25 protein-coding genes are annotated in these 20,225 nt (G+C 64.3%); 13 read left to right on the top strand and 12 right to left on the bottom strand.

Annotated elements, in window-relative coordinates:
- The first annotated feature begins 129 nt into the window (after positions 1 to 129).
- Positions 130 to 378 carry a hypothetical protein gene (locus tag OKW20_RS11690; RefSeq protein ID WP_043626254.1) on the top strand — a complete coding sequence of 83 codons (249 nt, stop codon included), beginning with the start codon at positions 130 to 132 and terminating at the stop codon, positions 376 to 378.
- A 438-nt stretch (positions 379 to 816) separates the two neighbouring features.
- Here OKW20_RS11690 and OKW20_RS11695 read toward each other — a convergent pair whose 3' ends face one another.
- Positions 817 to 1,467, bottom strand: a complete 651-nt coding sequence (locus tag OKW20_RS11695; protein ID WP_082006225.1) for a S24 family peptidase — start codon at positions 1,465 to 1,467, stop codon at positions 817 to 819.
- Positions 1,468 to 2,271: 804 nt separating this feature from the next.
- Here OKW20_RS11695 and OKW20_RS11700 point away from each other — a divergent pair.
- From OKW20_RS11700 to OKW20_RS11715, 4 genes are all read left to right on the top strand, one after another.
- Positions 2,272 to 3,006: a hypothetical protein gene (locus tag OKW20_RS11700; protein WP_429172374.1), complete on the top strand. Its 735-nt coding sequence runs from the start codon at positions 2,272 to 2,274 to the stop codon at positions 3,004 to 3,006.
- Positions 2,927 to 3,616 carry a hypothetical protein gene (locus tag OKW20_RS11705; protein ID WP_429172376.1) on the top strand — a complete coding sequence of 230 codons (690 nt, stop codon included), beginning with the start codon at positions 2,927 to 2,929 and terminating at the stop codon, positions 3,614 to 3,616. The genes OKW20_RS11700 and OKW20_RS11705 overlap by 80 nt, the downstream gene beginning before the upstream one ends.
- On the top strand, positions 3,606 to 4,190 hold the full coding sequence (locus OKW20_RS11710; RefSeq protein WP_429172378.1) for a helix-turn-helix domain-containing protein: 585 nt from the start codon (positions 3,606 to 3,608) through the stop codon (positions 4,188 to 4,190). The genes OKW20_RS11705 and OKW20_RS11710 overlap by 11 nt, the downstream gene beginning before the upstream one ends.
- A gap of 86 nt (positions 4,191 to 4,276) precedes the next feature.
- Positions 4,277 to 4,882, top strand: coding sequence for a hypothetical protein (locus OKW20_RS11715; protein ID WP_429172380.1), 606 nt, complete (start codon positions 4,277 to 4,279; stop codon positions 4,880 to 4,882).
- A 241-nt stretch (positions 4,883 to 5,123) separates the two neighbouring features.
- Here the strand turns inward: OKW20_RS11715 and OKW20_RS11720 are convergent, their stop codons facing one another.
- Together OKW20_RS11720 and OKW20_RS11725 are read right to left on the bottom strand one after the other, a co-directional pair.
- Positions 5,124 to 5,918: a COG4705 family protein gene (locus OKW20_RS11720; RefSeq protein ID WP_429172382.1), complete on the bottom strand. Its 795-nt coding sequence runs from the start codon at positions 5,916 to 5,918 to the stop codon at positions 5,124 to 5,126.
- A gap of 20 nt (positions 5,919 to 5,938) precedes the next feature.
- Complete coding sequence (locus OKW20_RS11725; RefSeq protein WP_429113757.1) at positions 5,939 to 6,190, bottom strand: hypothetical protein; 252 nt, start codon at positions 6,188 to 6,190, stop codon at positions 5,939 to 5,941.
- Positions 6,191 to 6,409: 219 nt separating this feature from the next.
- Here OKW20_RS11725 and OKW20_RS11730 point away from each other — a divergent pair, with 219 nt between their 5' ends.
- A complete protein-coding gene (locus OKW20_RS11730; protein ID WP_043619189.1) occupies positions 6,410 to 7,087 on the top strand; it encodes a winged helix-turn-helix domain-containing protein in 678 nt (225 codons plus the stop codon).
- Positions 7,074 to 8,444: an ATP-binding protein gene (locus OKW20_RS11735; RefSeq protein WP_429172384.1), complete on the top strand. Its 1,371-nt coding sequence runs from the start codon at positions 7,074 to 7,076 to the stop codon at positions 8,442 to 8,444. The genes OKW20_RS11730 and OKW20_RS11735 overlap by 14 nt, the downstream gene beginning before the upstream one ends.
- A gap of 127 nt (positions 8,445 to 8,571) precedes the next feature.
- Here OKW20_RS11735 and OKW20_RS11740 read toward each other — a convergent pair whose 3' ends face one another.
- The 3 genes from OKW20_RS11740 to OKW20_RS11750 all read right to left on the bottom strand — a co-directional run bounded on the left by OKW20_RS11740 (position 8,572) and on the right by OKW20_RS11750 (position 10,775).
- Complete coding sequence (locus OKW20_RS11740) at positions 8,572 to 9,042, bottom strand: nucleoside deaminase (protein ID WP_429172386.1); 471 nt, start codon at positions 9,040 to 9,042, stop codon at positions 8,572 to 8,574.
- 209 nt (positions 9,043 to 9,251) lie between these two features.
- Positions 9,252 to 9,638: a DUF4440 domain-containing protein gene (locus tag OKW20_RS11745; protein WP_429172388.1), complete on the bottom strand. Its 387-nt coding sequence runs from the start codon at positions 9,636 to 9,638 to the stop codon at positions 9,252 to 9,254.
- Between the two features lie 186 nt (positions 9,639 to 9,824).
- Positions 9,825 to 10,775 (bottom strand): hypothetical protein, encoded by a 951-nt coding sequence (locus tag OKW20_RS11750; protein ID WP_429172390.1) that lies wholly within the window; start codon positions 10,773 to 10,775, stop codon positions 9,825 to 9,827.
- 266 nt (positions 10,776 to 11,041) lie between these two features.
- Between OKW20_RS11750 and OKW20_RS11755 the strand changes: the two genes are divergently transcribed.
- Both OKW20_RS11755 and OKW20_RS11760 read left to right on the top strand, forming a co-directional pair.
- A complete protein-coding gene (locus tag OKW20_RS11755; RefSeq protein ID WP_429172392.1) occupies positions 11,042 to 11,992 on the top strand; it encodes a hypothetical protein in 951 nt (316 codons plus the stop codon).
- A 9-nt stretch (positions 11,993 to 12,001) separates the two neighbouring features.
- Positions 12,002 to 12,415, top strand: coding sequence for a hypothetical protein (locus OKW20_RS11760; protein WP_429113769.1), 414 nt, complete (start codon positions 12,002 to 12,004; stop codon positions 12,413 to 12,415).
- Between the two features lie 117 nt (positions 12,416 to 12,532).
- Here OKW20_RS11760 and OKW20_RS11765 read toward each other — a convergent pair whose 3' ends face one another.
- Positions 12,533 to 13,114, bottom strand: a complete 582-nt coding sequence (locus OKW20_RS11765; protein ID WP_429172394.1) for a dienelactone hydrolase family protein — start codon at positions 13,112 to 13,114, stop codon at positions 12,533 to 12,535.
- A gap of 186 nt (positions 13,115 to 13,300) precedes the next feature.
- Between OKW20_RS11765 and OKW20_RS11770 the strand changes: the two genes are divergently transcribed.
- A complete protein-coding gene (locus OKW20_RS11770; RefSeq protein WP_429172396.1) occupies positions 13,301 to 14,383 on the top strand; it encodes a D-alanine--D-alanine ligase family protein in 1,083 nt (360 codons plus the stop codon).
- 191 nt (positions 14,384 to 14,574) lie between these two features.
- On the top strand, positions 14,575 to 15,084 hold the full coding sequence (locus OKW20_RS11775) for a BA14K family protein (protein WP_043619224.1): 510 nt from the start codon (positions 14,575 to 14,577) through the stop codon (positions 15,082 to 15,084).
- Between the two features lie 108 nt (positions 15,085 to 15,192).
- On the opposite strand, the gene OKW20_RS11780 is transcribed toward OKW20_RS11775, so the two are convergent.
- The 5 genes from OKW20_RS11780 to OKW20_RS11800 all read right to left on the bottom strand — a co-directional run bounded on the left by OKW20_RS11780 (position 15,193) and on the right by OKW20_RS11800 (position 18,273).
- Positions 15,193 to 15,495 (bottom strand): hypothetical protein, encoded by a 303-nt coding sequence (locus tag OKW20_RS11780; RefSeq protein ID WP_429172397.1) that lies wholly within the window; start codon positions 15,493 to 15,495, stop codon positions 15,193 to 15,195.
- 469 nt (positions 15,496 to 15,964) lie between these two features.
- Positions 15,965 to 16,096, bottom strand: a complete 132-nt coding sequence (locus OKW20_RS11785; RefSeq protein ID WP_256364286.1) for a hypothetical protein — start codon at positions 16,094 to 16,096, stop codon at positions 15,965 to 15,967.
- 233 nt (positions 16,097 to 16,329) lie between these two features.
- Positions 16,330 to 16,500 (bottom strand): hypothetical protein, encoded by a 171-nt coding sequence (locus OKW20_RS11790; RefSeq protein ID WP_429172399.1) that lies wholly within the window; start codon positions 16,498 to 16,500, stop codon positions 16,330 to 16,332.
- A gap of 521 nt (positions 16,501 to 17,021) precedes the next feature.
- The gene (locus OKW20_RS11795) at positions 17,022 to 17,390 is read right to left on the bottom strand and encodes a tetratricopeptide repeat protein (RefSeq protein WP_052201855.1); all 369 of its coding nucleotides are present in this window, start codon (positions 17,388 to 17,390) and stop codon (positions 17,022 to 17,024) included.
- 301 nt (positions 17,391 to 17,691) lie between these two features.
- Positions 17,692 to 18,273: a tetratricopeptide repeat protein gene (locus tag OKW20_RS11800; RefSeq protein WP_429172401.1), complete on the bottom strand. Its 582-nt coding sequence runs from the start codon at positions 18,271 to 18,273 to the stop codon at positions 17,692 to 17,694.
- A gap of 167 nt (positions 18,274 to 18,440) precedes the next feature.
- On the opposite strand from OKW20_RS11800, the gene OKW20_RS11805 reads away from it, so the two are divergent.
- Both OKW20_RS11805 and OKW20_RS11810 read left to right on the top strand, forming a co-directional pair.
- Positions 18,441 to 18,830, top strand: coding sequence for a hypothetical protein (locus OKW20_RS11805; protein ID WP_429172403.1), 390 nt, complete (start codon positions 18,441 to 18,443; stop codon positions 18,828 to 18,830).
- The gene (locus OKW20_RS11810) at positions 18,715 to 20,154 is read left to right on the top strand and encodes a terminase large subunit domain-containing protein (protein WP_429172405.1); all 1,440 of its coding nucleotides are present in this window, start codon (positions 18,715 to 18,717) and stop codon (positions 20,152 to 20,154) included. The genes OKW20_RS11805 and OKW20_RS11810 overlap by 116 nt, the downstream gene beginning before the upstream one ends.
- Positions 20,155 to 20,225 lie beyond the last annotated feature (71 nt).

Here is a 20,225-nt window from a genome sequence, read left to right on the forward strand (position 1 = left end):
ATAGGAAAAACACTGCCGGCAGGAAGCGCCTCACGCAAGTTGTCGATGACGGGCCGTTTGTTCTTGTTTTGTTCGGAAGATTGCGCCACTGTGGGCTCGCCATTCCAGGTGGCGGAAAAGGAGCATGGGATGATCACCTACTTCGTCGTTCAGAGCTTCACGCTGGGGAGCCGCGGCGCATTTCTCGCTGACGACCCGGTGCAGGCGACCGGGCCCGAGCATGCGCAACGGCTCGCCGAAAGGCTGTCGGCGACCAAGGTTGGGGTGATCGCCTTTAGCCGCTCGGGCGACCTGGCGACGGGGGAATTCGAAGAGGCCAAGGTGCTCTTTACGATCGGCGAACTGCCCACGGAGATTGCGGAGGCGATGGCTGCCTGAGGCTGAAGGGGTGCGTCGAGGCGGGCGGGAGGCGTGGCTCCGGGTCAGGGGCGGCGTCCGGCTTGGTGGGCAGGAGGGCGGAGAGATGCCGCTTGCGCGCGATCGCGCGTCCTCCGCGTGATGGGTGACGATACCTGGCGGCTGGCCGCATTTGGTGCGAGCGACGCAAAGTGCCCTCCCTTTCTTGCGCAGGGTCAGGCAGGGACGTTGGGGATTTGTCGCGGGAGCGAAGGGGATGGAGCCGACGTGCGCAGCAACGCGGATTGACGCCTGCGCCCAGTTCGATGCCTTCTGTCAAAACATGCGTCGGCGACGCGGGTCGGGCGCCGGATTATGCTTTCCGTCCGAGCGTCGCGTCTTTGCAAAGTGGCAGTGTGCTGCTTTAGTCCTTGTTTTTAAAACGGTATTTTCTTCGCATGCTTCCGGCTCGGCGCAGGGCTAGCGTGCGCTGTATTTGCCGACGACCCGGTGGCAGAAGGACCATTCGACCCGGCTCTCGGTAAATTCGAGGAACGGGTTGTATTGCCTCAGCGTCCATTCGCGGTCGTTGAAGGAGACGAGGCGCTTGATGATCGCCTCGGCATCGTTGGCAGGCGGCACATGGTAGAGCACCACGTCCTTGTCGCGGGCCGGCGGCAGGTGCGGGTGGACGAGGGCCATGTCGCCCGGCTCATAGGCCGGGATCATCGAGCTGCCGGTCAGGTAAATGCCATAGGCGCCCTTGACGCCCTCGAGCACGGACGGGCGCTTCACGTATTCGACCGCATCGAAGGTGACGATCACATGTCCGTCGCCGCCTTGCGCGGCCGCAAAGATCGGCAGATCGCGATGGCCGACGAGCTGTTCGCCCGGCACGATTTGCGGCGCAAAGCCCGGCGCACGCCGGGGCGCGGCCTCGCCGCCGGTCGCAGCGCCCTGGATCAGCTCGACGATCGCGCGGGCGTCGCGCTCGCGCAGTTCTCGCGGCGTCTCCCGCTCCACGAACTGCTGGATATAGGCATGGTTCTTCCCGATCGCGATCGACAGATCCTTGTAGGTCGTCTTCTTCGCGTCGACTGCTTCCCGGATGAGGTGGCGCAATTCGTCCATGACACTGGCATCCCAGATTCCGTTTCTGTCGTCCAATAGGAATTTTCCTCTTGATGGCAATAAGAAATCCTACTATGAATAGGATGTCAACGGAAATGAGCAGCAGAAACCGCTGCAATATCCGTCATGGCGCCGCCGGGGCCGGCGAACAGCATGGGGCGGATCATCGATCCGCTTCCTGCCGATGCCGACCAGGGGCGCATGCAGTATCGATCGCCGCATTCTGTGCGGTGGTCCAGGCGAGAGGTCGTCGTTTCCTCCCCGGCGACCTCTCGCTTTTCCAATCGATGCCGGCGCGCCGGCGCAGGGTTTGCCACGCGGGCCGATGATGGTCCGCGGTCGGCGACGTGCGCCCTGTCGGCATCCGGCACCCGGCGCGCGGATCGCGCGCCGGGTGCTCCAAGGCCGCGTGCTCCGGCCGTTGACGTGCCCCTCCTTGGGCGGCGGCGTCTCGGCACCGGGAGGTGCCGGGACTGTAAGACGACCGGTTGCTGCCTGACGGTGGGCAGCCGGGCGGGGACGGGAAGAACAATCGGAAGCGGGCGCGCGGCAGGCGCGACGAATGGCCGTGCCAATGGGTACGGCCAAATGGGGAAGGCATGGGAAACGGCATGGCTGACGGTGACGTGACAGGGAAGGCGCCGGGAGGGCGCAGGGTTTTGCCGATGCGCGGAACTCCGGCGCGGCTGGCGAGCGCGGAGGCCGGTTCCAAGGCCGGGCTTCGTCGCCGTAGCGAGGTGGCGGGCCCTGTTTCCGGTCAGACGCGGCGCCTTCATTCCTGCCCGCCGGCGAGGGGTTGAGCAAATGCGCATTACCGCAATCGTCGAAGCCCTGGTTCAATCGGGCGCGTCGCCCGAGATGATCCTTTCTGCCGTGCGCGCTGCCGAGGCGGGGCACGTCTCCGAGATCGAGCGTCGCCGGGCATGTGACCGCGAAAGGCAGCAGCGTCGCCGGGCGCGCGTGACGTCACGCGATGTCACGGTGACGGCGAACGGTACCCTCTCTGATAAAGAAAGCTCCCCCGTACCCCCTAAAGAAACTAACTCTCCCAACCCGAATCCGGGTGGGGACGCCGACCGGCCGGTTCAGGCCGCAGCCGTGCCGGGCGCGGCAGGCTCGCGGCGCAAGGGGAACGGCTGGGCGACGCGGCTGCCCGAAGATTTCGAGCCCGACTGGGGCTTTGCCGCCGGGCTCGGTTTCGGCCGGGCCGAGGCAGGCGTCGAGTTCGACAAGTTCCGCGACTACTGGCGCGCCAAGTCCGGACGCGATGCGACCAAGCTCGATTGGGCCGCCACCTGGCGAAACTGGATGCGCAACGCCGGCGGCCGCGGTTTGCGCGGCGGCGGGCAGACCCGTCGCGGCCATCACCCCCAGGCGCCGCCACAGGAAACCGCCTTTGCCCGCCATCAGCGGGAATGCAGGCAGACAATCGAAAACCAACTGAACGGAAACGAGACCAATGACCTATTCAGAAATGATGATTTCGCCGGCGGAGGCCCGGCTTTCGACCTTGGGCCGGGAGATTACCGCGCTCACTGAGCGGCTGGCCTGCGTCAGCGAGGCGGCGGTGCTGCGCAGCCTCGACGCGATGCAGACGGCCGGCATGACCATGCCCCCGACGATCGAGCCGAGGAAGATCGTTGCGGTCTACCACTATGCGCTGTCGGGTGTGCCGGCCTCGGGGCTTTCGGCGGCGACGCAGAAGCTGATCCGCGGCGACTATGCCGCCAATCCGAACGTGCTTCTCGGCACCATCCCCAAGCCGCCGGTGCTGGCAGCGCTCGCCAAGGCGGAGGCGCTGGGCCTCCGGGCGGATCTTGCCCGCAAGCGCGAGATGGTTGCGGCGCTGACGCCACGCCCGGCAGACGATCAGCGATCGCCGGCAAGCCGCATCCGGGTGCGGGCGCTGGTCGAAGGCTTCCGTCAGGCGCATGCGGCGGCCAAGGCCGGGCGGGACGGCGTTTCCGCTGACGGGCGGGCGCAAGCTGCGAACATAGCGGCCGAAAGGGGCGCGGATGACAGGCGCACGGATCATGCCGTCGCGCACACCCCGGCCGCGGCAAACGCCTTTCGCGGTTTGGCCGCGGCAGGCGTCGAGCGCGCAAATCTCAATCCAGCCATTTCGAGGGAGGCTTTCCATGCGGTCTGAAGGCACTGAATCTACGACAGGACAGGTAGCGGAAGGGGTGGCGGACACGATGCCCTTCGGGGCGCACGACGCGGGGAGCGTAGCGGCAAAGCCGGCGACGCTCGACGATCTCGTCGGCATCGTCGCCGTTCAGGTGCGGGCGCAGGCAAGCCGGATCCAGGAACTGGAGCTGGCGCTTGCCGATGCCGAAGCGCGCATCCTCTCGCAGGCGCGGATGATCTGCGGCGCGACGGCGGCGGCAAACAGCGACCTGTTCAGCCGCCGGCCGGTGCGGGCGATTATCGAGGAGGTGCTTGTCGTCTATCCGGGGATCTCCTTTGAGGAGATCATCGGCGTCGGCCGCGAGCGGCGGCTGGTCGAGCCGCGGCACCGCTGCATGACCGCAGTTTACGATGAGCGGCCGGATCTTTCGCTGCCGGCGCTCGGGCGGATCTTTCGGCGCGACCACACCTCGGTGCTGCACGCCGTCAACAAGCGCGAGCCCGGCAAGGAGCGGCGGCGTGGACGGGCGCAGCGGCCGAGCCATTTGCCCGCGAATGCCGGTGCCGACGGGATCGGCGCGCAGGCACTTTGATTTCCAGACGAATTTCAATCCCGCCCGCAGTCGCAGGCAAATGCAGCGGGCGAGGGTACATGCAGATTGCAAAAGGAGAAGAGACGATGACATCCAAGGCAGAGCGCATTCGCATCAAGCGCGCCAGCCGGGCGGGCCGGCCGCGCAAGGCCAATGTGGCGCGCTATCCGGGCGGCCAGATCAAGCATGGCGAAAGCGAGCGCGAGGTCTGCTCCGTGGCGCTGGAGGCGCGCCGGCGCATGCATTTTTCCGGCAGGCGCGACGCCGATGTTGCCAGCCCCTTTGCCGGCTACACGCTTGGTCGCATGTTCCTCGACGGCAAGCTGACGGCGCATGAGCGCGAGGCGGGCGACGAATACAGCCGGCAGATGGCGCGCTATTACAGCCTCACGGGCATTCCTTTCCCGAGCGTGCGGGCGCAGTCGCTGTTCGACGTCAAGGGCTTTGCCGGCGAGACCAGCGCCGAGCGCGCCCGCGGCGCACGCCAGGCGGCAAACCGGATGATGGAACTCGAGGGTGTGCTGCTGAAGCTGAAAGACGGGCCGCAGGTGAAGACCACGGTCTTCAACGTCTGCATCATGGACTACGAGATGCTGCGCACCATGCCGGAACCCCAGCTCGCCTGGCTGAAGCGCGGGCTGACGGAGCTGCATTGGCAGCTGGGGCTCTCGCGGGAGAAGGAAGGGGCGTGAAAGGAAGCGGCACGAACCGGCCGCTGCCAGTGGCGCGGTTTCATGCACGGGGCGCGCCTAGCAGCGCGATCGCCGCGCGGCGGCGGGTTCGAATGCCTGCGCGTCGGCGCGGGCTGTGCATCGCGACGAGCGTCGCATGTTCGGGTGAACATGCGACGCTCGAGCCGGCCTGAGGGGCGGGCGGACAGCGACCGGAGCCGTGTGGATGGGGGCGGCGTCGGTCTCTCAGGCACGGTAACGATTATTGCCGGAAGGCTCTTCCTTCCGGCGTGGCGGCCACCTCCGGTTCGTAGGAAAACATCATGTAGGTGACCGTGACCAGGATGACCGCCAGAAACAGGACGCTGGTGACAACAGTGCCAAGGCCGAGGCCGCCATATTCGATCGGCTGCGCCAGGAGGTCGCCGACCGATGCGCCGGCAGGCCGGGTGAAGATGTAGGCGAGCCAGAAGGCGGCGACGGCGTTGAGCTTGAAGGCATAGTAGCCGAAGGCGATGACGGCGATGACCGCGGCAAAGAGCAGGGCAGTGGTGAAATAGCCGAACTCGAAGCGCTCGGCGACGAGGTCGCCTGCCGCCGTTCCCAGCGCGAAGGTGAACAGGATCGCCAGCCAGTAGAAGGCTTCCCTCCGGGTCGTGTAGATCGAGTGGATCGACAGCGTTCGCTCGCTCGCATACCAGAGCGCGAACGTGGTCACGAGCGCCATGGTGAAGACGACGGTGGAGGTTTCGAGCGGGACGCCCAGATTGTCGGTGAGATTGTCGGTAATCAGCGTTCCGACGATGCTGATCAGCACCACTGCCAGCCAGTAGGCCCAGGGAACGTAGCGCTTCTGGGCGAATTGCAGACCGAGCGTGAGGACGAGGACTACGCTCATGATCAGCGACGTGGCCGTGAGCCCGAGGCCCAGATTGACCGCGAGATAGTCGGCCGCGGTTTCGCCCATGGTGACGGCCATAAGCTTGATCAGCCAGAAATCGGCCGTGACGCGGGGAACGCGGTTGATATTGGACATGTCAAGGGACTGGGGACGCATGGCGATCGCTCCGGTTTCGCTTACTTGCCCATCGCGGTCATGGCCTGCTTGAAGAGCCCGTTGGCCCTGTCGTCATCATCGGCATTGCAGCGATCGATGCCCTTGTTGATGAGCTCATCGACCTTGACGGCATCCGTGGCGCTGAGCGTCGCAGCCGATCGGGCGCTGCGGACATCCTTCAGCGTGTCTTCGCAGGGGACCTTGGCAAGGCTTGCCGAATGCATGGCGAGGACGAACAGGCTGGCGAGCGCGAAGCGGACGTAAGAGTTCATGGAAGGCTCCATCGGCTGTTGACGTTGCAGGGTGCGGCGCTGAAACTGGCTGCCGGATGTTGCCTCCGCTTTGCCGGAACCATACCAATTCGTAAGGTGACAATGGCGCGCATCTGTGCGCCGAATGGTTGGTGCCGATCCGTTGCCGCGGCAACCGCAACGGGACGGATGCGAGGCGATACGGCCTCTGCAAGCGCATGGACATTCCGGGGCGACTTGATGCGAATCCTGCTGATCGAAGACGACCGAAAGACCGCCGAATTCGTGCAGCGCGGCATGGCGGAAGCGGGCCATGTCTGCGACCTTGTGGACGACGGCCGCGACGGGCTCTACCAGGCGACGCGCGAAACCTATGACGTGCTGGTGATCGACCGGATGCTGCCGGGGCTCGACGGCCTGTCGGTGGTAAAAGCGATCCGCGCCGCGCGGATCAAGGTGCCGGCCCTGTTTCTGACCTCGATCGGCGGCGTCGACGACCGCGTGGAGGGGCTCGAAGCCGGCGCCGACGACTATCTCGTCAAGCCCTTCGCCTTTTCCGAGCTGATGGCGCGGGTCAACGCGCTGGCGCGCCGGCCGCCGATGTCGGAGCGGCCGACGATGCTGACGGTGGCCGATCTTGAAATGGATCTCGTGCGGCGCTCGGTGACGCGGGCGGGCGAGCGCATCGACCTGCAGCCAAGGGAATTCACCCTGCTGGAGGTGCTGATGCGCGGCGAGGGCCGGGTGCTGACCCGGACCATGCTTCTGGAAAAGGTCTGGGACTTTCATTTCGACCCGAAGACGAGTGTCGTCGAGACCCATGTCAGCCGCCTGCGCGCCAAGGTCGACAAGCCCTTCGACGTGCCGCTGATCCATACCGTGCGCAATATCGGATACAGCCTGCATGCCGCGCGCTAGGCTGTGGCGCTCGACCCCGTTTCGCCTGGCGGTGACCTTCGGGCTCGTCTTCTTCCTCACCTTCGTTGCGGCCGGCTTCGTCACCTACCAGTTCATGCGGCGGGAACTGCAGCGCTCGCTCGACAGTTCGGTCGCGGATCTGCACGCGGTGATCGCATCCTCGGACGATCTGGAGGATCTGATCGCCATGGTCGACGCCTATTCACGGGTGAACCGGGCGCGCGAATGGGTGTTTTGCGTCTTCGGCGCCGATGGCCGGCAGATTGCCGGCGACGTCTCGACACCGCCCTTGCCGGACGGCTTTTCGACGGTGGGATCCGTGGCGCTGGGCCTGCGTGACGGCGCCGACTATCGCGCGTTCTCGGGCGTGATCGGCAGCAACCGGCTGATCGTCGGGCGGAGCTACGCGGCGACGAACCGGCTCGAACATATCGCCTTTCTGAGTTTCGTCTGGGCCACCCTTGTCGCCATGGCCGGCGCGATCATCGGCGGCGTACTTCTGGCGCGAAAGGTGCAGCGCAGGCTGGACGGCATTGCCGGGGCGATGACCGCGGTCTCGCACGGCATGTTCGACGCGCGCGTGCCTTTGCGCGGCAATGGCGACGACATCGATGTCGTCTCCGGCCAGGTCAACGAGGCGCTCGACCGGCTGTCGGCACTGATGGAAACGATGCGGCAGGTGAGCTCCGACATCGCCCATGAACTGAAGACGCCGCTCAACCGTCTGAGGATGCAGGTCGAGGCGGCAATCAGCGGCGACGAGCGCGGCGAGAACGTGACGGAGGCGCTTTTCGACGCGCGCGCCGAGGCCGGCCAGATCAACGCCACCTTCGAAGCGCTGCTCAGGATCTCGCAGATCGAGGCGGGTGCGCGCAGAACCCGTTTTCAAAGCATCGACTTGACCGACCTCGTGACCTCGGTTGGGGAAATCTATGCGGGCGTTGCCGAGGATAGCGGCCACATTCTTTCCACCTCGATCGAGGCGGGGGCGCTGGCGATCAGCGGCGACCGGGAACTGCTGACGCAGATGTTCGTCAACCTGGTCGAAAACGCCATAAGGCATTGCCCGCCCGGTGCTGCGATCTCGATCGCACTGGCGCGGGAGGGTGACAGCGCGGTGGTGGCGGTGAACGACGACGGTCCGGGCATTCCCGCCGGCGAGCGCGAGAAGGTGTTCCGGCGACTCTACCGGCTCGACAAGAGCAGGACGACCGACGGAAGCGGCCTCGGCCTCAGCCTCGTTCGCGCGATCGCCGATCTCCATGCGGGCGCCGTCAGCATCCGTGACAACCGGCCGGGGGTCTCCGCCGAGGTAATCCTGCCGCTGGAACAGCCGGCGCTCAAAGGCAAGCACTGACAAAGCCGTTGGAGTCGGGCCTCAGCCGGCGGGGGATGCCCGGCGCATCATCCGTTCAGCCCGTGCGGGAAAGGGGCTCAGAGCGCCGCGATCGCTGCCGCAAGCAGGGCCTGCGGACGGCTACTTTTCAGCGTCGCCAGAAGCTGCGGTGGGGGCTCAGCAATTCGTCTTCGATTTCGGGGAAAGGGCCAACGACCTCGACCGGCTTCTGGCCGGAGGCAAGCACGGTGCGCGAGGACAGATTCATGGTCGGGTTGTCGGGGTGGTCGCCGGTCTCTGCCAGCAGCTTTTCCTCCTCGAAGCCATAGACCAGGCGGCCGATATTGGCCCAGTAGAGCGTGCCCGTGCACATGGCGCAGGGCTCGCCGGTCGAAACCAGCGTGCAGCTCCAGAGAAATTTCGCCGGATAGGCAGTCGCCGCGCGCCGGGCAAGCTCGGTCTCGGCGTGGCGCACGGTGTTGATATTGCCCTGGCGCATCAGGATGCTGTCGTCGGGGCCGACGAGCACCGCGCCGAAAGGGTGGTGGCCGTGCACCGCTGCCTCGCGCGCGACCTGGTCGGCGGCGCGAAGGTGGGCGAGCATCTGATCACGGGTCATGTTTGGGCACTCCCGAAATGCCGTCGACGACAGCGGTTGGAACTGGCTCCATTCGGGCGATCATAGCGTGAAAACTCAGGGATCGATATCGGGGTGGGGCCGGGCATTGTCTGCAGGCAGCGGACTTGACTTGTTTGCCAAGACGCCGCGATGGGCAGGTTCAGAGGAGCCGTCGATTTCGTGAAGTTGGCTGACCGAAAGTGGCTGCCCTACGCCGGCGGTCGTGTCACCGTGCCCTGGTGGAACAGCATCTGCCATTTCGTGCCATCCCATTTCCAGATCGAACTTCGAAGCGCGTGCCGCTGCGATCCGTCGGCTTCGATGCGGTGCGTTCGATAGGTGAGCAGCACGGCATCGGGCGAAATGGCTGTCAGCCGGTAGTCGTCGGTGCGCAGTTCGCCGTCGTCCTCGTCGTCTTCCTCAAGCAGCAGGTCGATGATCTCGGCGCGATGGTAGACGGCGCCGGAGGCGCCGAATTCGACGAAGCCTTCGGCAAGCAGGTTCTCGAGGGCTGGGCGCGAGCGGCGCACCTCGGTACGGTGGAGCTCCTCTTCGAGCGCGCGGATGTCGTCAAGCTGGGGCAAGGGGGGCGTCATCGCTTGGTTCCTGATCTTCGCCACCTATGGGCTTTCATCCTGCGAGGCCATTAGGGCCGCAAGGATGGATATTGCGCAAGGTCACTTGCGAGGGGCTTGCCCCTTATCCGGCTGCGGCGACCTTCTCCCCGTCAGGCAGAGAGAAGGGGGCGCCCGCTCGCTCCCCGCAACGGATACGCGCTTGCTTCAGGACGTGCTTGCGACCTTCCGTTCGCGGAGGATGCGGGCGTCGAGTTCTTTCAGACGGTGCTTGATGGCGGGGTCGCCGGGCAGCAGGGAAAGGGCGGTTTCGAGCATTGCGCGGGCTGAAAGAATATCGCCGTCGCCGATGTGGCGGTTGGCGCGGTGATAGAGGAAGTTGACGTGCTCCATCGGGGCGAAGCGGTCGCCGAAGCGGGCGTTGAGCGCGTCCGACCAGGCGGGATGCCTGACCATGGCGGCGACGGCGATCTGGTAGGGGCGCATGGGCGCGTCGATACGGGCGGTGCGGGCAAGCGCCCGCAGGGCCGGGTGATCTTCGGTACGGCAGGCGGCAATCAGGGAAAGCGCGCGTTCGGTTCCGGTAAAGACACGGACGGTGCCGTGGCCGGTCATGTGCACCGGCACGAGATGCGTTTCGCGCTGCAGGAACGCGATGCGCTCGGCGTGGCGGCGGTCGATCGCGTGGAAGGGATCGTAGAAGATGTAGGCGCGGCCGGCGGCCTGGTCGGGCGAAATGCCCATGTTGCCATGCAGTTCGGGCGAAAAATGCCTGATGAAGCGGTTGTCGTAGGGAACGGACTTCGGATCGATCGAGACCTGCGGGCAAAACGCGATGGCCGTGGTGGCATTGAAGCGCCGGCGATAGCGAAGCGCGGCATAACCGCCCTGCGAATGGCCGTAGAGAATACGTTCGGGCGCGGCCTTCAGGATGGGGGCTGCGGCCTCTACCGCCTTGATCACGCTTGCCGCCGGAAACCAGTTGGGCCGCCGGCTGATGAAGCCGAGCGCCGAGATGTCCGCCTTCTCGCAGAAGCGCTGGCCCCAGTAACGGCTGCCGTTTGCCTGGATCTCCATCTCGTTAAAGGTGACGAGCAGGTAGGGCGATGTGCCTTCGCGGTGAATGACCTCGAGGTTTTCGTCCGAATAGATGAGCACGGCTTCTCCGGATTATTTCAAGATTTGTATTAGTATATTCTCAGAATCGGAAGTTATATTGTTCCAATACCTCGGCGCCTTGATAGTAATTCGAGATCGCATCGGATTTCCAGTGGCAATGCGCGGTGACGCGCCTTAAGCGGACGTCGCGGAGGCAGTGAATAGCTACAACTGATTAGTTGTGCTGTTCATCTTGTAATTGCATACAAGGGATCGCTCATATACTCTCCAGACGACCGGATCTGGCTGCAAATCTGGAGGGGCGTATGAAACCGGCCTGGTGCGTCTTGTTTATCCTTGCCGCGGCGATTGGCGATGCGACGCCCGGTATGGCGCAACAGCAATGTGCGCCGAACTATACGCGGGACGGCTTCTTCATCGAAGCATGCCGCGGCAACGTACACGACAATCACGGTCAGTCCGGATTTGTCTTTACGACGTCTTCCATCCGCAGAAACAATACCGCGGGCAACGTGGATGTATATGAAAGCTGCGTCAAGAATAGCTCGGGGCGTGCGCTGGCTCTGAGCTGGTATGCCGCCGGCATGGACGACGTGATGATCCCGGACGGGTGCGCCTTCAGGAAACAGCGGCCTGCGAATTACCCCAAGCCCGGCGCACAGAGGCCGGATTTCGTGAACACCTGCATTCGATACGGAAACAGGTGGCAGCACGAGGAAGACGCCAATTATCTGCCGACGCCGAAGCAGATGGCGGATGGCTTTCCCGACATCAGCTGCGCCGGCCAGGTCCGACAACAGGGCAACGGCAGCTCGCCCGAAAGCGGACCGGGCTATTCCGAATTCCTGCGGCGGGTAGGGGAATTCTTCTGGAGGAGCTTCACTGTTCTCGATGCGGATCCATCCGAGCAGTCGCAGAAGCTGGTCGCCTTCATCGTCGATACCCGCTTCGTGCTGGGGACCGAGGCGAAGACCTACAACTACACCATCGATTTCCGTCTCGAGGAGCTGGATCCGGGCGCATTCGCGCTTGTCGCCCCCGGATTTGAACTGCACCCGCCATTCGTGCTTTCCATGCAGTTCGAACAGCAGGGCTGGAACGCGGAACTGGCGCGTATCCGCCCGAACGAGCGCAAGTCCTTCGCGATGACGCTTCCCTACAATCCCGAGCTGGACCTTGGGGAGGATGCGCTAACGCTGCGGAGCCTGGGTGAGGATGGGACCAAGCGGGCGCTCTTCGTGCCCGTGCTGGAATAGGGGTAGAGGATGGCGGAGCGGCTGCACTTTCTGACAATTCTGCCGGGTCCGCTGGTTGTGTGGCTCTCGTCCAATACCGAAATTCTGAAGCCCCTGATGTTCGAGGGATGGCGCGACGACGCGATCGCGATGTCCTGCGCGATCGGCGCCGGGCTGGTGCTGATCTATTGCCTTTTCCTCGGCTCCCCGCCTGACAAAAGGAGATCCTGGGTCTCCGCCGCAATCCTCAGCGTGCTCTTTGTCTGCGCTCTCGTCGCGCTTTGCCGGACAAACACGCGGGTCGACGCGCAGGTCGGCGAGGACGCCATCCGCCTGTGGCGCGATACCTACCTCTATTGGGTCAGCATGGGCATGCTCTTGACATTCCAGCTGATGGTCGCGGCGATCCTGACGGCCCTGTTCGCCAAGAAAGCGGCGCCCTGAGGGGCGGCCGAGACGATTGGTTCCCGGGGTGGCGAAGCCGCCGCCTGGGCATGATCTCTGCTTCGTCAAAGGCCGCCCTGGTGAACGGTCGGCCCCGGGGCAACCGGACCCGCAACCTCAGACGCGATCGAGGAAAGCCAGCACCCTCTGCGTGAGCAGCGCCGTTGCCCCGGCATCATAGGAGGGCAGCGAGCTGTCGGCGAAATAGTGCTGGTCGCCGGGGTAGAGGAAAAGTTCTGCATCGTCGGCCTTCTCGACGATCTCGCGGGCGGCGTCGATGTCGCCTTCGCCGACGAAGATCGGGTCGTTGTCCATGCCATGGATCTGGACCGGTACGCCTTCCGGCCAGGGACCGAAGGCCCACTGGCCGCTGATCGGGATGCAGGAGTAAAACAGCAGGGCACCGCGGGCACCGGGGCGGGTCTGGGCGAGTTTCTGCGCCGGCAGGACGCCGAAGGAGAAGCCGGCATAGACGAGGCTTTCGGGGAGGGCATCGGCAAGGCGCACGCCGCGCTCGCGCATCTCGTCAAAGCCGACCGTCTCGATATGGGCAACGCCCTCCTCGATGCTCGCAAATGTGCGTCCCTCGAAGAGATCGGGCAGGTGGACGACATGGCCGGCCGCGCGCAGGTCGGCGGCAAAGGCGTGCATGCCGGGTGTCAGCCCCTGGGCGTGGTGGAATACGAGGACCTCGGCCATCGGCAGTTTCTCCTTCAAATCCGTGTTCGCGCATCACTTGTACTTCATCCGGATGAATTCAAGCGGCAAGGTTGCCGGAGAGGAAAATTTTCCTTCCGTAACGATGGCGCGTGTCCCGACCTCTTCTTGCCATGTTCGCTCGCTTGGTTGCGCAGGATGCACCACGATTCTGGAGGGAAAAGGATCATGACAGGTAAGTTGCGCATTGCCGTGCTGTTCGGTGGCCGGTCGGCGGAGCATGAGGTTTCGCTGATGTCGGCGCGCAACGCCGTCGCGGCGCTCGATCGCACGCGCTACGAGATCGTGCCGATCGGGATCGCTAGGGACGGCCGCTGGATGCTGGTCGATCTCGAAGACGGGGCGTTGCCGAAGGCGATCCCAGCATCGGGAACGCAGGTGGCGCTGATCCCCGGCGGGCGGGGGCGGGCGGTGACCATCGGTGCCGACGGCAGCCAAGGGCTGCTGCCGGCGATCGACCTGATCTTCCCGGTTCTGCATGGTCCCTTCGGCGAAGACGGGACCGTGCAGGGCTATGCGGAAACGGCCGATGTCGCCTATGTCGGCTGCGGCGTCGCGGCTTCGGCGGTCGCCATGGACAAGGCGCTCGCCAAGCGGCTGCTGGTCGCTGAAGGCATCGCCGTTGCGCGGGCGATCGGCCTGCATGCGGGTGACGCCTATTCGAGCGAGACCATCCTCGAAAGCCTGGGACTTCCGGTTTTCGTCAAGCCGGCACGGCAGGGATCTTCCGTCGGGGTCAGCCGCGTCGACAGCCTGGACGCGCTGCAGGCGGCGCTCGACGAGGCGTTCCGGCACGACGACAAGGTGCTGATCGAAGAGTTCGTCCAGGCCCGCGAGATCGAGTGCTCGGTGCTGGAGGATGCGAAGGGACAGCTCACCGTATCGCGGCCGGGGGAGATCATTCCGGCCGCCAGCCACGGCTTCTACAGCTACGACGCCAAATATGTCGATGCCGGCGGCGCGGTCGTCGAGGCGCCTGCCAACCTCTCCGACGACGTGATCGCCGAGGCCAAGGACATGGCGGCGCGGGCTTTCCGCGCGCTTGCCTGCGCCGGCATGGCGCGGGTGGACTTCTTCCTGCGCGCCGACGGCAGCCTCATGATCAATGAGATCAACACCATTCCCGGATTCACCAATATCAGCATGTACGCCAAGGCACTGGCCGCAGACGGCATCGCCTATGGCCAGGTGGTGGAGACGCTGATTGCCCATGCGCTGAAGCTGCGCGGCAAGGCGGATGCGCCGGCGTGAGCGGATGACAGGGGCGACCCCAGGGGATGGCAAGTCTCCCTGGGGCAGCTTTTCAGCCCCGGATGGTGCGGCTGTGGCAATGTAGAAATACAACCTATAAGTTGCGTCGCATATTAGGATTGTCGCATTCATTGTGGGTTCACGTCGCCGCGGCCAAAACTGGCACCTGTTACAAACGGACAGGTGATGAAATGAAGAAGATTGGCATCGTCGTGCTTGCGGCGATAACGGCTCTTTCGGGCATCACGCCGGCAAACGCCCTGCCGGCTGTTGCGATCGAGCGGGTGCAGAAGAGCGACGTCGAGCTGGTGCGCGACCGCGGCTGGCATGGCGACCGGGACTACCGGCGCTATCCGCGCGGCTGGCGCGACGACTATCGCCCGAGATACCGGCCCGGCTACCGGGAAGGCTGGCATGGCGGCGACCGCTATGGCTACTACCGGGGTTACCGCGGCTATCGCTCCGAACGTTACGGCTATCGCCGCCACAATGACGGCTGGTGGTATCCGCTTGCCGCCTTTGGCGCAGGGGTCGTGATCGGCGGCGCAATTGCCGCTCCGCCGGCGCGCCGCTACGAGACCGGCGTCAACCCGCGCCATGCCGACTGGTGCTATTCGCGCTATCGCTCCTACCGCGCCTGGGACAATTCGTTCCAGCCCTATGGCGGCCCGCGCCAGCAGTGCTACTCGCCCTATTTCTAAGGCGAGCGTGATTTAACGGAGGCCCGCCAGTTTCTAACCGGCGGGCCTCTTCTTGTTCTCAGGCGTTCAAATCGGCTGAGGAACGCGGCCCCGCGTGGGAGGCAGCCGCTATCGACTGCTGCGCGGCATCTCCTCGTCGAAGCGGGTCTTCTCGCGCCCCGGATCGTCCTCAAGGATCTTCTCTTCGCGGTCGTCAGGCAGGGCATCGTCCGGATCGACATTGGCTTCGTCGCGGCTCGGAAAGGGCGGCACGCGACCCTGGTCGGTTGGCGTCGGGTCGTCACCCGCGGGAATCTGGTCGACGGGGAGCGGCGGGATCTTGCCTATTGGCATGATCGTCGGTTCGGCCGATTGCGCGACGTCTTCCGATGTCTGCCTGAGATCACGCGTTTTGGGGGTCGCCTTGCTCATCCTCGCATCTCCTCGGTTGTTCCTGTCGAAGGAGTAAGGCGAGGGGGCGGGAAAGGTTCCGGTGGGGCGGGCAAAGAGCGAGCAAGGGGAGGAAGACAACCTCCATTGCACGGTCGAGCCGCAAAGGGGTTCGTGTGCGTCATGAGCCGCGCTGCTGTTTTCTGGATACCTCAACTTTGGACGATAGCGGCCTCACGAGAGGCTCCCTGACCTGTCTCGCCCACGTCTGGTTTGCGGGAGAGAGTTCGGCCGCAGCATGAAGCGGTGACGCGGGCGACGAGACCGGCGATCAACAGGCGGGCGAGGTTTTTCAAGGAGGGACCTTGCAAGAACGCGCGGGCAATGCGCGTGAATGGTTCTCGCAAGGATTGCAAAAGCGGCATCGTTGGCTCTGCGCTCGCGAGCGTCGAACAGCCAAGCGCCGCCGGTGTCTCTTCGGGGCGAAGTCGTCTTGGGGAAGCCTCGCGCCCTAGAACTTCAATCGCGCGTCGTCATGGTCGGGAGGGCGGTGCGCGTCCTTGCGACGAAAACCGTAGGCGAGCGCGAGCCCCAGGATTGCAGAGCCGACGACGATGGCGGCGAGTGCGAAGAAATTCTCCATGGCATTTTCCTCCCAAGGGGAAGCTTAACACAGAATGCGCGCAAACAAATGGCGCGGCAGCGAGAATGCGCGTCATGGTTACTCAACGCATGTCGGCCCAACTTGTTCAATCCAATCGGCGCTGTTGCGCGGTGCGTTCGGCCGAGGCTTTGCACGAGGGCGACACTGCGCGGGCAGGCGACTTGGACCCAGGTCGAGCCGGGCCAGCTTTGCGTTTGTCGGGCGTCAGCGCCTCAATAGCCGCCAGCGCCGCCGCCGCCCTGGCTCATGCCCTGGACGCCTTGCATGCCCTGGTAGCTGGGGCTCGGAGCAGGCGTGCTGGTGCGGCTCGCCTGGTCGGTGGTGCAGCCGGCAACCGCGAGAAGCGCCGCCCAGAGGGCGGCGATCAGGTATTGTCGTGACATGGGAACCTCCCGTGGTCGCGAGACCGGCATTCGCGCCGCCTCATCGAAACGGATCGGCATGCAGCCGCGAGGTCCGAGATCCTTTGGCGATGGACCGGCGGCGCAAGCGGCTTTGCATGGCGGTTGCGATTATATCACCAATCGAGCGCTAGGACCTTTAGAGGAAGCGGGCAGACGTTCTCGGGCAACTGAAAAATCGAACAAAACGGAAACAAATTTTGGCAAAGGGGCTTGCCAAGCGACCGGAAGCGGGCTAAGGATATTACAGGCTGGCCGTTTCGTCATTGAAGCGGCCTTTTTGATTCCGGCGAGTCGGGCGCGGTGTTGTGCCTGTCGCTGATGCCGATGTTCAAAAATTCAAATCCGCGACGGCTGCGACATGTGACCGTTGAGATGCGGCCGTGGCGGCGGCTACGGCGCCGGGACGCGTCGCAATTTCTAGGGTTCGCACTTAGGTTTTTCGTCTTTGGCGCCCGCATGCTGGTGTCGCAAAACCGCTGCACACTTTTACGCGAAGAGACTTAGGCCTCCTGCTTGGCGATCTTGCCGGAGACGGCGGCGCCGGACTCATGTCGGGGGCGGGGCTGGCCGATGCTGCGAAGCCAGCGCGAGGCTTCCTTCGGATCGCGCTCGACGCCTAGGCCTCTCTGATAGATGGTCACGAGGCGGGCCTGGGCAGCCGGATGACCCTGGCGGGCGGCCTGGCGGTTCCAATGAAGCGAAGCGGCATAGTGTTCCGCGCCGCCATCATTGAAATAGATTTCGGCGAGTTTCGCCTGGGCGTCGACATTTCCTGACGTCGCCAGTTCAAGCAACCTGGGCGAGATATTCGTTGCGGACGGCCGCGGGGTGAAAATGGTCTTCAACTTGCTGAACGTGTTGCGGATCATCTGGCACCTGTTGCATTCATTGCATGGTTCCCGCGGCTGGACTGCTAGGCCGAACAATTACTCAAAATCTTGAACTAATTTGGCTTTTCCCTGGCCACTGCCGACGAGGCAGGGGCGCTTGCGATGCATTGCGCCAGAAGCACCCGATGTGGAGCAACCCGGTGAGCGGTATTGATGACCGAATGCAACCTGAAGTCAAGGTTGCAAGCGTGACATCCGGCGTGACACACGCATTTTCCTGTGATCGGCTGTCACGCCTGCCGCGCGCGAGGCGGGGGCGCTGCGATCGAAGTGCCGCCCGTCAATCCCGCTTCATCTGACGCTCGAGCCGCTCTATGAGCGCCAGTTTTTGTTCGTCGGTCAACTTGTTCAGGACCGACCGGTAATAGGGATCGACGAGTTCCAATTGTTGCGGATCGCCTCGGGCATTGAGAGAGGAGAGCGACGCCCAATAGGCCGCTTCCGGCAGATCAGCCTTCACGACGGTACCGACTTCATAGGCTGCGGCGACCATCAATTGTGCGCCGCGGTGATTTTGACGGGCAGCACTATACCACCAGCGAAACGCTTTCTCGGGGTCGCGCTCCACGCCGAGCCCCTCGTGATAGATCGTTGCCAGCCGGCCCTGAGCGCCTATGTGCCCCGCCTGGGCCGCGAGCCCGTTCCATTGGAAACTGGCGGCATAATGTTCCTCGCGGTCGTCAAAGTAATGTTCGCCGAGCGCGGCCTGGGCATCGACATCACCCGCTTGGGCAAGCTCGAACAGCCGCGGCGACACGATGGTGTTACCTGCAGACATCGGCGTTCCCGACTTGGCCGCCGAGACCTTCGCAGGTGTCGGCTCGCCGACTTCGGCCAGGGGCGGAGCCGACCTTTCGAACATGCCATGCAGTTTCGTCCACAAACGCCGGATCACCTGTGATCGTCTCCCAATCCCGCCACTGCCGGAACGTTGGCTGGCATTGATGGCAGAATGCAACTTTTGGTCAAGTGGCGGCCGATCCAACATGCGCAGGAGGAGCAATCGCCTCGTGCCCTGGAGCAAATCCCATGACAGTGAAAACCGCCAAGGACCCGAAGACCGGGCGCTTTCTGCCGCGCTCCGGAGGCGGTGGGGCAGTCCCCCGGGCGCGCACGCGCAAGGCGGTGCGCACCAAGCTCGGCGAACTCTTTCTCGAAGACATGCTTTCGGCCTGGGAAGCCAGAGGAGCGGCGGCGATCCATGCGCTGATCGAGAAGAACCCGAATGATTTCCTGAAGACGATCGCGGCGTTGATGCCGAAAGACGTGACCATCAATGCCAACCAGATCGGCGAGATGACGGATGAGCAACTTCTCGAGCGGATCCGCAAGCTCGACCAGACCATCAAGCCTTTCCTCGCTTCTCAGGGAGCGGATGGAGCTGGCGATGGAGATCGGGCGGCGGCAGAACACGAATAGGCTCTCCTACTATCAGCCTTATGCGAAGCAGACGGAATTTCACGCGGCGGGTGCAACCTTTCGCGAGCGGCTGTTCATGGCCGGAAACCAGCTCGGCAAGACGCTGGCGGGCGCTGCCGAGGCAGCGATGCACCTGACCGGAGACTATCCTCATTGGTGGGCGGGCCGACGGTTCGACCGGCCGATCACGATGATCGGCGGCTCGGAATCGCACGAGCTGACACGCGATGGCGTGCAGCGGCTGCTCGTCGGCCCGCCAATGAGCGAGGAGGACTGGGGCACCGGCTACCTGCCGAAAGCGGCCCTTGCCGGCTGGACCCGACGCTCCAGCGCTTCCGGAGCGCTCGATAGCGTGACGGTGCGACATGCGAGCGGCGGCACCTCGACGCTGCTTCTGAAAGCCTATGAGCAGGGGCGGGCGAAGTGGCAGGCCAATACGGTGGACTATGTCTGGTTCGACGAGGAGCCACCGGAAGACGTCTACTTCGAGGGCATCACCCGCACCAATGCGACCGGCGGATCGGTCGCCGTGACGTTCACGCCGCTGAAAGGCATGAGCTCGGTCGTCAGCCGCTATCTGCTCGAACCGTCGGAGGACCGGACCGTGGTGACGATGACGATCGACGATGCCGAGCACTATACGCCCGAGGAGCGCGCGAAGATCGTCGCGAGCTATCCGGCGCATGAGAAGGAAGCGCGCACCAAGGGCGTGCCGACGCTGGGGTCCGGCCGGATCTTCCCGGTGACGGAAGAGCAGATCCGGGTCGAGCCATTCGAGATCCCGAGGCACTGGGTACAGATCGGCGGGCTCGATTTCGGCTGGGACCATCCCTTTGCCGCAGCGCTTTGCGCCTGGGACCGGGATGCGGACGTCTTCTACGTAACCCGCTGCTACCGCGAGCGCGAGGCGACGCCGATCATCCATGCCGCGAGCCTGAAACCCTGGGGGCCGTGGTTGCCCTGGGCCTGGCCGCATGACGGGCTGCAGCACGACAAGGGCTCGGGCGAGCAGCTGGCCGCGCAATATCGCGGGCAGGGGCTCGTCATGCTGCCGGAAAGAGCGACCTTCGACGACGGCAGCAACGGTGTCGAGGCGGGGATCTCCGACATGCTGCAGCGCATGCAGACCGGCCGCTTCAAGGTGTTTGCGACCGCTGGCGACTGGTTCGAGGAATTCAGGCTCTACCACCGCAAGGACGGCCGGATCGTCAAGGAACGCGACGACGTGATTTCGGCCTCTCGCTACGCGCTGATGATGAAACGCTTTGCGCGGGTGAAGGCCGATAGAGTCGCCTGGGCCTTTACCGATCGGAAGGTTCTTTAGATGGCAGCGATGATGCAACGAGTTGAAACCTATGGAGGAAAATGCTCTGTTTCAACCGACAGTTCACGTGC

This window comes from Ensifer sp. LBL, from assembly GCF_050435225.1.
Classification (GTDB): domain Bacteria; phylum Pseudomonadota; class Alphaproteobacteria; order Rhizobiales; family Rhizobiaceae; genus Ensifer.

What these genes read in the sequence shown, in the direction of transcription:
- OKW20_RS11690 (WP_043626254.1), top strand. Translation starts at nt 130, where the DNA reads ATGATCACCTACTTCGTCGTTCAGAGCTTCACGCTGGGGAGCCGCGGC.
- OKW20_RS11695 (WP_082006225.1), bottom strand. Translation starts at nt 1,467, where the DNA reads ATGGACGAATTGCGCCACCTCATCCGGGAAGCAGTCGACGCGAAGAAG.
- OKW20_RS11700 (WP_429172374.1), top strand. Translation starts at nt 2,272, where the DNA reads ATGCGCATTACCGCAATCGTCGAAGCCCTGGTTCAATCGGGCGCGTCG.
- OKW20_RS11705 (WP_429172376.1), top strand. Translation starts at nt 2,927, where the DNA reads ATGACCTATTCAGAAATGATGATTTCGCCGGCGGAGGCCCGGCTTTCG.
- OKW20_RS11710 (WP_429172378.1), top strand. Translation starts at nt 3,606, where the DNA reads ATGCGGTCTGAAGGCACTGAATCTACGACAGGACAGGTAGCGGAAGGG.
- OKW20_RS11715 (WP_429172380.1), top strand. Translation starts at nt 4,277, where the DNA reads ATGACATCCAAGGCAGAGCGCATTCGCATCAAGCGCGCCAGCCGGGCG.
- OKW20_RS11720 (WP_429172382.1), bottom strand. Translation starts at nt 5,918, where the DNA reads ATGCGTCCCCAGTCCCTTGACATGTCCAATATCAACCGCGTTCCCCGC.
- OKW20_RS11725 (WP_429113757.1), bottom strand. Translation starts at nt 6,190, where the DNA reads ATGAACTCTTACGTCCGCTTCGCGCTCGCCAGCCTGTTCGTCCTCGCC.
- OKW20_RS11730 (WP_043619189.1), top strand. Translation starts at nt 6,410, where the DNA reads ATGCGAATCCTGCTGATCGAAGACGACCGAAAGACCGCCGAATTCGTG.
- OKW20_RS11735 (WP_429172384.1), top strand. Translation starts at nt 7,074, where the DNA reads ATGCCGCGCGCTAGGCTGTGGCGCTCGACCCCGTTTCGCCTGGCGGTG.
- OKW20_RS11740 (WP_429172386.1), bottom strand. Translation starts at nt 9,042, where the DNA reads ATGACCCGTGATCAGATGCTCGCCCACCTTCGCGCCGCCGACCAGGTC.
- OKW20_RS11745 (WP_429172388.1), bottom strand. Translation starts at nt 9,638, where the DNA reads ATGACGCCCCCCTTGCCCCAGCTTGACGACATCCGCGCGCTCGAAGAG.
- OKW20_RS11755 (WP_429172392.1), top strand. Translation starts at nt 11,042, where the DNA reads ATGAAACCGGCCTGGTGCGTCTTGTTTATCCTTGCCGCGGCGATTGGC.
- OKW20_RS11760 (WP_429113769.1), top strand. Translation starts at nt 12,002, where the DNA reads ATGGCGGAGCGGCTGCACTTTCTGACAATTCTGCCGGGTCCGCTGGTT.
- OKW20_RS11765 (WP_429172394.1), bottom strand. Translation starts at nt 13,114, where the DNA reads ATGGCCGAGGTCCTCGTATTCCACCACGCCCAGGGGCTGACACCCGGC.
- OKW20_RS11770 (WP_429172396.1), top strand. Translation starts at nt 13,301, where the DNA reads ATGACAGGTAAGTTGCGCATTGCCGTGCTGTTCGGTGGCCGGTCGGCG.
- OKW20_RS11775 (WP_043619224.1), top strand. Translation starts at nt 14,575, where the DNA reads ATGAAGAAGATTGGCATCGTCGTGCTTGCGGCGATAACGGCTCTTTCG.
- OKW20_RS11780 (WP_429172397.1), bottom strand. Translation starts at nt 15,495, where the DNA reads ATGAGCAAGGCGACCCCCAAAACGCGTGATCTCAGGCAGACATCGGAA.
- OKW20_RS11785 (WP_256364286.1), bottom strand. Translation starts at nt 16,096, where the DNA reads ATGGAGAATTTCTTCGCACTCGCCGCCATCGTCGTCGGCTCTGCAATC.
- OKW20_RS11790 (WP_429172399.1), bottom strand. Translation starts at nt 16,500, where the DNA reads ATGTCACGACAATACCTGATCGCCGCCCTCTGGGCGGCGCTTCTCGCG.
- OKW20_RS11795 (WP_052201855.1), bottom strand. Translation starts at nt 17,390, where the DNA reads ATGATCCGCAACACGTTCAGCAAGTTGAAGACCATTTTCACCCCGCGG.
- OKW20_RS11800 (WP_429172401.1), bottom strand. Translation starts at nt 18,273, where the DNA reads ATGTTCGAAAGGTCGGCTCCGCCCCTGGCCGAAGTCGGCGAGCCGACA.
- OKW20_RS11805 (WP_429172403.1), top strand. Translation starts at nt 18,441, where the DNA reads ATGACAGTGAAAACCGCCAAGGACCCGAAGACCGGGCGCTTTCTGCCG.
- OKW20_RS11810 (WP_429172405.1), top strand. Translation starts at nt 18,715, where the DNA reads ATGAGCAACTTCTCGAGCGGATCCGCAAGCTCGACCAGACCATCAAGC.